The 14673-nt window shown below is 71.4% G+C and carries 1 protein-coding gene (cut by a window edge); it reads left to right on the forward strand.

Features of this window, described 5'->3' with window-relative positions; all coding sequences use genetic code 11:
* Window positions 1-14673: the 5' end (the start) of a DUF6349 family protein gene (locus ABT263_RS25415; protein ID WP_352293605.1), read on the forward strand. Its footprint extends 21108 nt past the window's final position; 14673 of the gene's 35781 nt are visible here — the first part of the coding sequence; its start codon is at window positions 1-3; the stop codon falls past the right edge of the window.

Below are 14673 nucleotides of genomic sequence, written 5' to 3' on the forward strand. Positions count from 1 at the left end.
ATGTACCAGACACCTCGTCAGCTCGAAGGCCTGGAGACGGAGGCCGCGAGCGGTGCGATCCACCTGCGTGCGCAGACGAGCTGGGCCGACAGCCTGTGGCAGTACCGCCTCTACGTCGTCGACCACGACTCGCCCAGCGCCGGCGCCGACGAGGTGGGCCGGTGCGTCGTAGTGCGGGTCAACGAGGACGACACCGTCCACGAGGTCGCCGCGCCCCGGCAGCTCGCCGACCTGGTCCAGGCCGAGGAACTGTTCGACCGGCTCGTCGAGGCCCAGCAGTTCGGCGGGCTCCCGCCCGTCGCCATGACCGACGACGGCGGAACCGACCCTCTCCTCCTGGCCGAGGAGCGCCGGCTGACCGCCGCCGTTCTGTCGGCCCCGCTCCCTGCCCGCGCACCCCTAGACCAGGTGCCGACCGCCACTGTGGACGGGCACGTAGGCAACGTCGCCGTCACCATCGACGACCTCCGCCGCGGCGACCACATCGAGCACCTGGCCGACAGGCTTGAGTACCTGCCCGACAGCGACGAGACGATCGAAGCCCACGTTGTATCGGTCGACGGCACATACCTCGTGGTCCAGGACATCGACGGCGACGACGAACCGTACGAGATAGAACTCGAACAGGTCGTATCCGCAACACGCTCCGCACCGCCTGCACCCGTCGAAGCACCGCGCTTCCAACCGCACGGCCAGGAAAACCTCGCCCCGTCCGGGCCGCTTGCCCGGATCCGCGCGAACATCGCCGCGGTTCACGTGCTGCACCGCCTGCGTGAGGAAGACCGGCCTGCCACCGGGGCCGAGCAGGCCGTGCTGGCCCGCTGGAGCTCGTGGGGCGCGGTCCCGGCGATCTTCGACCCCCGGCAGAAGGACTACGCCGGCCTCCGCGCCGAACTGCGCTCCCTGCTCACCGAGGAGGAGTGGCACGCGGCCGAGGCCACCACCCGCAACGCCCACTTCACGGACGCCGCCCTCGTCCAGCCGATCTGGAACGCCCTCCAGGCCCTCGGCTTCCAGGACGGCAAGGTTCTGGAGCCGGGCTGCGGCTCCGGCAACTTCCTCGCCTTCGCCCCCGACGGCGCCGCCATGACCGGCGTCGAACTCGACCCCGTCACCGCCGCCATCGCCGCCGCCCTCTACCCCGACGCCGACGTGCGCAGCGAATCGTTCGTCGACACCCGCGTCCCGGACGGCTACTTCGACGCCGCGGTCGGCAACGTCCCCTTCGACGAGATCGCCCTCCACGACCCCAACCACAACCCGCTGCGCCTGGCCACCCACAACCACTTCATCGTCAAGGCCCTCGACCTGGTGCGGCCAGGTGGCCTGGTCGCGGTGCTCACCAGCCGCTACACCCTCGACAGCACCGGGAAGACCGCGCGCCTGGAGATCGCCAACCGCGCGGACCTGGTCGGCGCGGTGCGACTACCGGCCGGCGCCCACCGAAAGGCCGCCGGCACCGAGGCCGTCACCGATCTGCTGATCCTGCGCCGACGCGAGACAGCGCCCGAGGTGCCCCCGGACTGGATCGGCCTGGCCCAGGTACCCGTCGACGCCGACAACGCCGTCCTCGTCAACAGCTACTTCGCCAAGCGCCCGAAGATGGTCCTGGGCCGGCACGGCCTGACCAGCGGCAGGTTCTCCGCGCAGGAGGTGACCGTCCGACCCCGCCCGGACGAGAACCTCGCCGACGCCCTCACCGAAGCTCTTGCCGGAATCACCGCGCAGGCCCGCGACGGCGGCCTGACGATGAGCGCCAACCGCGACGCCCGCCAGCGCGCCGCCGTCGAGGCGCAGGCACAGCGGATCCAGCGAGCGCAGGAGATGTTCGGCGAGGACATCCAGCGCTTCCAGGGCACCCTGATCGACCAGGGCGACGGAACGTTCCTGCAGCTCGTCGGCCACGAGATCACCGAACGGCCGGTCTACAAGAACGCCGCCGAGGAACTGCGCTCCCTGCTGCGCCTGCGCGACACCTACGTCGAGCTCCTCAGCGCGGAGTCCACCGGAGCGACCGAGCAGGCCTCCAGCCTGCGCGCCCAGCTCAACTACCACTACGACTCCCACACCGCCCTGTACGGGCCGATCAACAAGCGCGAGGCCCGGCGCGACCGCCGCACCGCCCACGGCTCGTTCCGCACCGACCCGTACGCCGCCGGCGTGTACGCCCTGGAGGTCTACGACCCGGACACCGAGACCGCGAAGAAGGATGCGATCTTCACCCGGGCGGTCACCAAACCGCAGATCGACCAGACCACGGCCGACACACCGCAGGACGCCCTGGCCATCAGCCTCAACACCTTCGGCGAGGTCCGTCTCGGCGAGATCGCCCGGCTCCTGTCGCGGGACTCCCTCGAACAGGCCCGTGACGCCCTCGGCGACCTCGTCTACAACGAGCCCGGCACCCAGCGCCTGATCCACGCCCCCACCTACCTCAGCGGCAACGTCCGCGAGAAGCTGGAGGCCGCACAGAGCGTCCTGCACATGGTCTCGGACGACCTGCGCCCCCACCACCCGCTGCAGGCCAACCTCACCGCCTTGCGGGAGGTGCTGCCCCCGGACAAGCAACCAGGCGACATCGACGACATCCACATCGGCGCCACCTGGATCGACCCGAAGTTCTACCAGGACTTCCTCCGCCAGCTCCTGCAGTCCAAGTACCTGACCGTCACCCGCGAATCCGGCGCCGACTGGGACGTCGACGCATCGAAGAGCGTGCGCGAATCGCGGGCGGCCACCACGGTCTACGGCACCGAGAAACGCGACGCCGTCGACCTCTTCGAGCGCATGCTGCGCCGCTCCTCCCTGGTCGTCCACCCGCCCAAGCCCAAGGAGGACACCAGCCCGGAGGAGGTCAGGAACGGCAAGATCTGGGCGGCCAACCAGACCGAGCAGGTCGTGGCGAAGGCCGACGAACTGGACCGGCTGTTCGGGGACTGGCTGTGGCAGGACGCCGAGCGCAGCCGCGAGGTCCTGGCGACCTACAACCGGCTGTTCAACTCCCACGTGCCCTACCAGGGCGACGGCAGCCACCTGACCTTCCCCGGCATCTCGGACGCGATGCCGCCCCGGCCGCACCAGCGCGCCGGTGTGGCCCGCGCCCTGGTGGAGCCCGGCGGAGCGTTCCTCGACTACGAGGTCGGCTTCGGCAAGTCCCTCACCATCGCCATGACGATCATGGAGATGCGCCGTCTCGGCATGGTCCGCAAGCCGGTCATCGTGGTGAAGAACGCCACCGTCAACGGCTTCCGCAACGACTTCCTCAGGGCCTACCCCAAGGCCCGGGTCCTGGCGATCGACAGCGCCGACTTCGACAAGGACACCGCCGCCACCTACATCGCCCAGATCGCCAACGGCGACTGGGACGCGGTCATCCTTCCATTGAGTCTCTTCAAGCGGATTCCCCTGTCCGGCCTCGGCCAGCAGCAGTACGTCGCCGACCAGACCGCCGAGTACCGGGCCCGGATCCACAAGGTGATCACCGGCAGCGACGCCGCCCTGGACCCCGCGCTCAACCCCGGCGGCGACCCGCTCACCGCCGACGCCCTCGACACCGCAGCCGCACACGCCACCGAAGGCAGGCGCCCTGAAGCGGGTGTGCGAGAGACCGTCAAGAAGCTCCAGGGCGCCCTCAAGCGGCACACCCAGCGCGCCCAGCGCGTCCTCACCAAGACCTCGACCACCGGCATCAGCTTCGAGCAGACCGGCATCGACTTCATCGCCGTCGACGAGGTCCAGGACTACGCCAACAGCGACATCGGCGCCAACAACAGCGAACTGGCCCTGACCGTCTCCAGCCAGGCACGCGACCTCAAGGCCAAGCTGAGGGCCCTGGCCCGCCAGTACGGCCCTAAGGTCGGCCTCGGCTCCACCGGCACACCGTTCCCCAACTCCATGGTCCAGGCGTACGTCATGATCGACCTGTTCCGCCCGGACCTGCTGGAGCAAGCCGAACTGCAGGCGTTCTCCTCCTTCCAGGCCCAGTACCTGCGCGAGACCATGGCCCCGGAAGTCTCACCCGAGGGCACGCCCCGCATCAAGGAACGCATCGGCGCGTTCATGAACGCCAGGCAGTTCCACCAGATGTGGAAGCTGTTCGCGGACGTCAGGACGGCATACGACGTTGTCCTCCCCAGGCCCGACAGCACCAACGAGACGATCGTCGTGCCGGCCACCGACGCCGACCGCGACTTCATGGCCGACATCGCAGCCCGGGCGGAGGAGGTCCGGGCCGGCGACGTCGATCCGTCCGAGGACAACCTCCTCAAGATCTCCAACGACGGCCGGATGGCCGCCATGGACCTGCGCATGGCAGGCCGCGAGCCCGACGGCCCCGGAAAGCTTGACGCCGCAGCAGAGCGCATCGCCGCGATCCACCACGAGCACAAGGACCGCCGCTACACCAACCGGCAGGGCGACCCCAGCCGCCTGCCCGGTGCCCTTCAGCTCGTCTTCGCCGACCGTGGCACCGCCTCCGACGACAACCGCAAGCTCGGCAAGTTCATCGCCTACGACTACCTACGCGACGAGCTGATCCTGCGCGGCGTCCCCGCCGACCGCATCCGCTACGTCCAGGAGGCCAAGACCGCGGAGGAGAAGGAACAGCTGTTCGCGGACGCCCGCAACGGAAAGGTCTCCGTGCTCATCGGCAGCACCGAGACGATGGGCGTCGGCGTCAACGTGCAGGACCGCGCCATCGCCCTGCACCATATCGACTGCCCCTGGCGGCCTGCCGACGTCACCCAGCGCGAAGGCCGGATCGTCCGCCAGTTCAACCAGCACTTCGACCTCGGCATCCCCGTCGGCATCCACCGCTGGGTCAAGGAGGGCTCCTTCGACTCCTTCATGTGGCAGACCGTCGAACGCAAAGCCCGCTTCATCGACCAGATCCGCACCGGCCGCGAACTCGAGGAACAGGACCAGGCCCTCCTCGACGGCGACCTCGGCAAGGACTACCTCGAATTCGGCGAGATCAAGGCCATCGCCACCGGCAACCCCCTCCTGCTCAAGAAGATGCACGCTGACGAGGAACTGCGCCAGCTCGAATCCGCCTACAGCAACTGGAAGCGCACCAACAACCACCTGCGCAACGTCGTCGACACCGCCGACGCCACCGTCGCCGCAGCCGAGAAACGCGCCGAACTCGTCGCCCGCGCCGCCGCCGCCCGCACTGACACCACCGGCACGGCCTTCAGCCTGGAGACACCCGACGGCACCGTCCACACCAAGCGCACCGACGCCGCAACCGCCCTGCGCACCCAGCTCGCCCTCATACAGCGCCACTCCCAGGGGATGCGCAACACCCGCTTCGAACGCATCGCCACCCTCGGCGGCCAGGACATCCAGGTGCGGGTCGACAACTTCCACGACCACATCCAGTTCACGATCGAAGGCCTCAGCCACATCGCGCAGGCCACCTTCGTCATCGACGACGCGAGCGCCTTCCTCAGCGACTCCAAGCCGCCGCTGGGCCTGATCGCCCGCCTGGAGAACCACATCGAGAAACTCGACGGCCTCCACGCGATCCACCTCGCGGTCGTCGACGAGCTCAGACTCGAAGTCGACCGGGCGACCAAGCTCGTCGACCAGCCCTTCGGCAAACACGACAAACTGCTGCGCGCCCGCGCCAACCAGGCGCAGATCGACGCGGAGATCGCCGGCCAGGCCGGCCAGGCACTCTACGACGACGACCAGACCTCCACCCAGAACCCGGCCCAGGCTCAGCTCCCGGCAGGCCCCGACCCCGCCCGGGACAGCGCCCGGGAACTGCGCGACGCCTACTTCGACTGGTACCGCACCAAGGGCTACCGCATCCTCGACATCGAACGCGAGGAGCAGCCCGCGCAGGCCACCGATCCCGAGGACACGGCGTTTCGCCGGCTCCTCACGGTGGGCAACGACTGGGCCGCCGAGAACCAGCGACACCTGGAAGACGCGCGCGCCGGAGGGGAACCCGACTTCCGCGCCGCGGCGCAGACCCACGACCTCGTCGACGCGGCGAGCGCCTACCTCGATGTCCTCCAGACGCTGCCCGATGGCGAGAACAGAGACCCGGACGATCTCGCTCGCGAGCTGGGCTACGCGGCACGCAACCACCTCGCCGCGTCACCTGCCCCGGACACCGCCGCCAAGGAGCCCCAGCCCGCCACAGCCGGCCCCCGGGTGCCCCGCTTCCCCCGCCGCAGGCCCCTCCCGGGCCAGGAGGCCGCCCAGCCGTATGCCGACCGGGCCGAGTACTGGGCAGCCGAGCAGGCCATGCTGGACACCTACCGGGCTTGGGCCGACGAACACGGCACCCACCTCGCCGACGGCAGCCCGCAGGAGCAGGCCCTCGCGGCGGCCGGCCAGCGTGCCATGACCGAGAGCGCCAACACCCGGCGCGCCCGCCTGCTCCACCTGCCCGGCCAACTCGAGGTGCAGATCATCCGTGACCTGACCGACGCCGCCCGCCGTGTCGGCGAACAGTGGGACCGCGAGGCCCGGGCAACGCGCAGCGTCTCCGCCACCTGGGGCATGATGAAGGCCGCGCGCGAGCACGCCGACCGCTACCTCGCGACCATCGACAACCCCGAGGTAGAGGCCGTCCAGGCCTGGGCCGGGACCCCGGAGCCGGCCAATGCGGCGGCGGAGGACGCGCCGGCAGTCCCGGACCTGTCGAGGTTCGACCACTACACGGTCACCGGCGGCGACGGTGTCCGAAGTCTGCCGGCTGACGGCGCCAACCTGCAGACCACCCTCCAGCAGCTGACCGCCGAAGGCGCCACCCTGACGGAGCGCCCGCACGGGCTCACCCTCACCTGGCCCGACGGCACCCGCTACGACATCGCGCCAGCCTCACCCACCTCCGCCCCGGACCGCACCGCCGACCCGGCGCCGGACCGTGCGTTCGAGGCCGACGACGTGATCGCCTCCCCGCCGGACGTGGAGGACACGGTCGGATCCGCGTTGCCCCGGGTCAGGAACCTCGCCGTACTCCTCGGGTCATACAGCGACCCCGGCGAAGCCGTGGCAGGACGCGAACTGGTCCGCGCGAGCGCCGACGAACTCTCCACAGCCATCTCCCTGGTCGCGGGCGGCGGCACACTTACGCCCGCGGACGCCGCGACGCTAGCCGCCACGACCGCGGCGATCGACGTGGCCGCCACCAGCGACCCCTACACGCCCGTCAACGTCTTCGCCGCCTACGACTCCCTCGCCCAGGCCGCCGAGCGGCTGGCCGAGAGCGACATCCCGGCAGTATCAGAACTGGCCCAGCCGCTGGCCGACCGCACCCACCGTCACCTCGCCCGCCTGCACGCCACCCGCGACCCCTACGAGCTGCTCCTGGACGCAGCCAACCTCGACCCCGAGTCCTTCGCCGTCCGGGTACGCAACGACCCGCTGAAGGAGAGGCCGCACCCGTACGGTGACAGCGGCCACCACTTCTACGCCCGCTCGATCGTCTTCGAGACCTACGACCGCTGGCCCGACGCCAACAGCCCGGGCGCCAGCCCCGCGGCCCAGCGGTTGCGCACCGCGATGTGGGACCTGCGGCAGACCCCGGACACCCTTCTTGGCCGGGCGATCCCCGAGTGGCTGGAGGCGGCGGGACTCGCCCTCGAAGTCGCCCGAGAGGGCGATCAGCCGGCCAGCCGGGAGATCCTGCGCAATGTTGCTCGGCATGCCTACGAGCACCAGCGCAGCCTCGCCGCCCCCCAGCTCGCCGCAGCGGACGCTGAGCCGTTCGGCCCGGATCGGCCCTACGAACAGGGTTTCCGGGATCTGACGGAGGTGCTGGAAAGGTGGGTGGTGACCGCGACGGCCAAGCGCCTCGCCCACCGCGACAACGTTGCTGCCGCCGGCGGGCCCACCGCTATGAAGGCCCATGAGGCCCTGCGCGAGGCAGCCCACCAGGTCCTGTGGGCAACCGCCGCCGACGGCACCCTCGACGACCTGGTCCGCCAAGCCGCCAACCTCGCCCACGCGTCCTACGCCATGGCCCTGAGCCTGCCGGAAGGCGCCTACCGCGACCGCGACGACCGCAAGGTCCTCGCACACCTGATCCGGTCCGCCTACGGTCACACGGCCGCCACCCGCGCCTCCCAGCGGGATCCCGCGGCAGCTGCGGAGATCCTGGCCGCCCTCGCGGCCCGAGACGGTGTGCCGGCTTCCCTCCCCGGCGCGCTCACCACCGCCGATGCAGGGCCGCAGACGGTCGACACCCCCACCCCCACGCCAACCACAACCCCGGTCGCGGCTGTCATCGAGATCGAGCACCACTACCTCACAAGCACGGTGCGAGGCGTCACCGACAGCGAGGCCCACGCCGCGGTCCGCACCGCCCTGGAACGCCACGGCTTCAAGCCCACCCCCACATCCGGTGCCTGGGCACTGCCCGCCCGCACGAACTTCAGCACCCGCGACAACCGGGTCCGCGACCTCACCTTCGCCCTCCAGAACCTCCAGCGCACCGTCCGCACCCTCACCGACCCGCCCGCACTGCCCCTCGACAGCGACATCACCATCCCCGACGGGCAGCCCTACACCTCCAAGCAGGACGCCGCCCACGACTTCGACGAGATGTTCGGCGGCCTGTGGCGCCTGAAGGAGACACCCGCCGGCAAGAAGCTGCTCACCACCGGGCTCGGGGCCAGGCCTGACGGCGAAGCCGTCTGGAAGGCCGTCGAAGACCTGCGCCAAGGGCCGGTCGGCAGCAGCCGGGACCCCTTCGTCCACCCCGCTCAGGACGTCGCCGAGCGCTGCCGCCGCCTCGCCACCGCGGCCATCCAGCTGTCCCGCAACCTCGACCGCGAGCAGTACAAGGCACCCGTCGCACTGCCCCACCTTCGCACCCTCACCCAGTACGCCACGCTCCTGGCCTCCCGCACCACCGCGACCGCCGAGCACGACGGTGCCTGGGAGCTCGCCTTCACGGACACAGCGCCGGAGACCGACCGGGAGCAGGCAACCACCGATCCGGCCCCCGCGGGTCCGGCGGAGCCCGCCACGGCCACCGGCACCGTCGCCATCGCGAGCGACCCACTCGTCGCCGGACCGTACAGCGCCGAGGGCCTCCAGCAGGCCACCGCCCGACTGGCCGACCTCCACCAGCAGCTCGCCGACATCCTGCCCCCGCACGTCCGCGCCTCGTCCCAAGGCGACCGTGCAGCGGCCCAATTCCATGCCACCTGGGAGGAAGCACACCGGGAAGCGACCGCCGACGAGCCGAACCATCGCACCGTCATGGACGCCTACCTGCGCGCCCGGGAATCGACCACCCGGCTCACCCAGCAGCTCGCGACGGCACCGGCAGGCGACGATGCAGCGGGCGCGCTGGCCCAGCAGCTTCATGACGAGACCGAGAGGCACATCGTCAGGCTCACCCTGACCATCCGCCGAGCGCACGAGGACCAGCAGCGCCGCGACGACCGCCGTGCCCGCGACCGGGCCGCAACCCAGCCCGACAACACCACCGACCACCCGGCGCCGACGTCCGCCGACAGCGGCCGCGAAGACCAGGACGCGGCAAGCGCCACGGCGGCCGACGACTCCCGCCAGCCGGCATCCGGCGACCTCACTCGGATAAGCATGGTCACGGCCCTGCGGGCCGCCGGAGTCCAGTTCGAGACCTTGCACCGCCCGGACAACAACACCAGCAGCCACGTGGTCGACGGGGAGGAGATGTCCCTGGCCCAGGCCGGCGCCATCTTCCTCAACACCGCCGAACCCGTCCCCGGCCGGCCCGGCTTCGTGACGGCTCCCTACAGCGGCGACCTGAACTCCGTTCGGGACGTACTCTCCCTCCCTGACCACACTCCGGTCGCTCAACTGGTGTTCAGCCCCTACCTGCGGCGGGGGTGGCAGGTCAAGATCGATGGCGAGCAGGTCGGCGACGTCCACGACGACATCGACCGGGCCGCGCAGGAAGCCGTCGACCAGTTCCAACGCCAGCGCACGGCCGCCCAGGCCCCCGACGACCCGCCGACAGCCGCGTTCCTACCGGACCGGTGGTACACCTACACCAGTGCCGACGGCACCGTGAACGACGAGTCGGGTCGTCTCCTCGGCGAACTCGTCGCGAGCACCCCAGGCGTCCAGGTCACCCGGACCCCCGACGGCAACGTGGTCACCTCCGGGCCGGTCGGCGAGGTGACGAGCACACTCCTGCCCGACGAGTTGCCGGCGGCGGTCGCCGGACTCGAGGATGACGTCCGAGCCATGCTCGAGGAGGCGATTCGGCATTTCAACGGATCCGCCGACGACCTCGATCTTCCGGGCCGGCTGGACGCCTGGATCACCGAACGCGCCGGGACCGGGCCGCTGGCCGCCGCCCTGGCCACGCCGGAGGACCTGCACGCCTTCCGCCTGGCGATGCGCCATTACTTCCACGACGTCATGGCGACGATCAACGCCTCGGCCGCACAGCCGGCCGCCCAAACGGCTGCCGCCGCGGTGCCAGCACAGAGCGCCGAGGTCGACACCAGCGCCGCCGCCGCCGAACCACAGGGCGCTGTCGACGAGCCGGCGCCGGGCAGGGCCGGAGACATCATCGCCATCGCGCTCGCCAACGGCTGGGCCGCCGAGGGCCGCTGGAACCGCGAAGGCTACTCCCACAGCTACGACGTCAGCCTGCACGCCCACACCGCCGAGGGATGGCGCCGCTACAGCCTCACCTGGGAGCTGAGGAAGGGCAACTACACCTACAACTCCGAACACTCGACCGCCGCCCATCTCAGGGGGAAGTCGGCCAACGAGGGCTTCCGACCCAAGCTCGCCACGGTGGAGCAGGACGTCCGCCGGCCCGCCGTTCCCGCACCCGTCGACCAGATCCCCGCCCCAGCCCCGGAGGCCGTCGAGGCCCAGCCGGTGGCATCGGACCAGCAGCTGCTCACCCAGGCGCCCGTCGCGGCCGACGCCCTCCCCGCGACGCCGGACGACGTCGACGTCGACCGGCCCCGCCCCGCCGAGGTGGCCTGGATCAACCACACCGGCCCCACCGCCGAACTCCACGGCGTGCCCGAGCAGGGCGACGACGACGAAGCCCAGGCCGCCCGCCGGGCGACCCAGTTCGTGTGGGCGCCCAGCCGCGAGGTCCACGTCCAGACCAGCAACACCTCCCGCTCCACCAGCCTGTACAAGACCGGCCTGTTCGTGACGGCGATGCTGGCGCGCGGCCGCACCATCGCGGTCCGCCAAGCCCCGGACGCCCCGCCCGGCCCGGCCGACACCACCCTCCCCGAACTGTGGCCCGACCAGCGCCAGGCTCTCCACGGCACCGACATGGAGCAGCGCAAGGCCCGCTGGTCACCCATCGACGTACAGGTCGGCGACGAGGTCCTCGCCGGATCGACGCCCTGGTGGCGGCGCGTCACCGCCGTCAACAGCGACGACATCCGCACCTTCGGCAACGAGCCGGACGCGTACGCCAACGTCTGGGCGGTACGCCGCGGCGATCAGATCCTCACCATCGCCGACGCGCCCAGCACCGACCGGGCCACGGCCCGACCGATGACCGGCCTCGTCGCCGACCTGACGGACGAGCAGATCCACGACGAGCTCGCGCAACTCGACCTGCCACTGGCCGAGCCCGGCCACGCCGATTACGTGGCCGCGCGCAAGGCCGCGCTGGCCGCCAGTGTCGAGCGCCGCACCACCATCCGGCGAGAGAAGGAACGCCGGCGCGCCGAGCGCTCCAGCCACCAGCGCACCCCGGCCGGCCGCAAGAACCTCGTCCTGGACGAGGACGCAGCGCCGCTCGGCGCGACGGCCAAGGACGGCAAGGCCTTCCTGTCCCTGGACCGGGACGGCAACGCCTGGAGTCGCCACAAGACACGCCAGGGCGCACGCAACGCCGCCTACGAACGCGCCGACTCCGCAGCCGACCGGGCCCCGGACGGCTGGCGGCCAACCGCCCTCGATGACCTCGAACCCGGCGAGACCCTGCGCCTCCCGTTCCGCCTGCCGCACAGCGAAGACGACCGCGCCATCCACTGGTCACAACCACTGACCCTGGCGGCCATCACCCGCCGCGACACCGGCGAGATCACCATCGAAGGCAGCCGCGCCGAGGGCACCGTCACGGAGACGATCCCGGGCGAGCTACGCCGCTACGGGGTGATGCGCGCAGCGATCGGCAAGCACGCGTACAGCCCGGACCAGGTCGCCCGCCGGGCTGCCCGCTCCTACCTGCGGCCGCGACAGGGCCCGCTGGCCAGTCACGTCATCACCACCCGCATGACCTCTCTGGTCGGCGCCGCGAGCACCGCGGTCGGTGCGGCACTGGAGCGGCCCCTCAGCAGTGAGCGGCTGGCCGAGCGCCTCGACGCGGTGGCCGCAGCCGGCACTGCTGTCGCCGCCGCCGCGGAGTCCATGGGCGACAACGGCCTCCAGCACGCGTACACCGAGCTGGCCACCGGCGCCGCCACCTGGGCAGGCCACGTCCGCGACCCCCGCACCATGCCCGCCCCCCATGCCGACGCGACCGTGGCGCAGGCCCCGGACGAGTCCGTGCTGCCACCGGCCGCAAACGCGCCGTCGACTGGCCGATTCGCTTCCACCGGCCAGCTCGTCACCCACTTCAAGGCCGCTCCCATGGAGTGGCTCGCCCGTGACGCTCACGCTCTGAGGGATCTGCGGCGCCTCGCCGACCTCGACAGCTTCTCCCTCACCCCGAACGGCCAGTTCGCCCTGTTCCAGGAGACGGACGGGACGTGGGCGCTTCTGGCGGCCGGCAGCGGCCTTGAGGTGGGCCGCGTCGACGAGTACGCCTACCTGAGCGGATCCGGCCTCGACCGGGCCGTCGACGTCATGCGCGGACTCCCGACCCGCGACGACGCCCTCGCCTTGTCCGAGCGCCTGGCCGCCCTGCGCGACCACCTCGGCGAACCCGTCGCCTGGGACGACCCCGCGCTGCCCCGCACCCTCGGCACCTACCGGCACGAACTGGACCGCCTCGCACTGGGCGAGCGAGCCGGCCTCGACCGGGCCGCCGGCCTCCAGGCCTCGTCCACCGCATGCCTGGTCTGGGAGCTCACCCACCACCGCCCGGACCGGCCACAGGCCCAGGACGGCGAGGTCTACCCCGACACCCTCCAGCTGGGGGACCGCGTCTGGTTCGACGCCTACGACGACGCCCACCGGCCGCACGAGGTGCTCGCCGTCCGAGAGGGCGGGCCGGCCGAACTCATCACCCTGACCCTCGCCCCTCTGTCCGACGGCGACGACGGCACCTTCGCGCCGGACACCGGCCAGGCCCAAGACTGGGACCTGCCAGCCAACCTGCCCCTCACCCGAACCACCGAAGAGGACCTTCAAGCCGAAGCCGGCCACCTCCCGCACCTCCCGGCTCCCCAGACGGAGCCCACAGCCGACGAGGCCATCGACATCGCGCCGCCCCCCACGCGGAACGCCTCGACGGGAGGAAGCGCCGACACCCAGAGCGCCGGGGCGGCCACGGCACTGCAGGACCTGATCGACGGCTTCGGCGATCGCGTCGCGCTCGGTCACATCGCGCCGCCGCGCACCGAGCCGCAGAATGCCTCACCTGCCGAACAGGGGCTCCTGACCGAGGTCGAGGGTCTGCCCGGCTTCAGCATTCGTACGCTCTCGGGCAGCGGCGGCCGGCACGAACTGGTCGCCCCCGACGGTCAGACCGCAGCCACGCTCCGGCGCACACTCACCGGCACCAGCTGGCAGGCCACCGTCGGCCAGGACGTCACCGACCCCGCCCTCAACCTCCAGGAGGGCGCCCACCGCGCGGCGCAGCTGTGGGCGTTCATCCACAACATCCAGCTCGGTCCCGGCCTTGACCAGCCCTACGCCACCTCCGCAGACCTGGCCGCGGGCCGCCAGCGTCTCGGCCGTCAGCGCAAGCCTCTCATCGAGGCCGGCAGCCGGGCCTTCGGGTTGGACTACGCGCGCCAGCCCGAACTCCTGGCCCTCGAAACCGCTTTCGCCGCCTGGGACACAGCCGTCGGCCACACCGTCGAAGGCATGCGGGCTGAGGCTGACACCCTGGGAGCGCTCCTTGGCCCGGCCACCGCTCTGCGCGAGCGGATCACGGGCGAGGCCCGGGAAATGCTGGCCTTCCCAACTGCCCGAATTCTGCAGGAGGCCAGGGCACACGAGGCACGGCTGCGGGCTACAGCGGACCTCCTGGAACGCAGGCAGCAGGAATGGACCGCGGCGGACGCCGCGCGGTTCACCGAAGCCGACTACCCCGCCTTCGTGAGCTCCCAGGTCACCTTCGGCGTCCGTGACGCGGACGGGTGGGCACCCGTCATGAGCGGCATTCTCCCCCTGGGCGCCGTACGTCGCGCCGGCGAAGGGGAGTGGCTGGCCCGGTTCGCCGACAGCACCCTTACGGCAGAGCCGCCCTTCCGCCAGCGCTCCGGTGCGGCGGCTGCCGTGTACGCCATGGCGGTCGAGCCGACCGCCATGCGCCCCGGCCCCGTCGACGGTGGGCAACCGCAGACCGAACAACAGGCAGCCGACCTTCCAGCGCCCGATGCGGCCGAGGCCAGGGACGATGCCGAACCTCACCCGACACCGCCCGTTGCCGATCCCGACCCGAACGCCTGGGTCAACCGCATCCAGATCGTCACCGCGGGACGCACGACCTACGTCACCGGCACCGGGCAGTCCGGCTACTACGAGGACGAGGCTGAACTCCGGGAGTTGCTGAAGAAGAACAGG

Origin of the sequence: Kitasatospora sp. NPDC001603, assembly GCF_040298365.1 — a bacterium.
Classification (GTDB): Bacteria; Actinomycetota; Actinomycetes; order Streptomycetales; family Streptomycetaceae; genus Kitasatospora.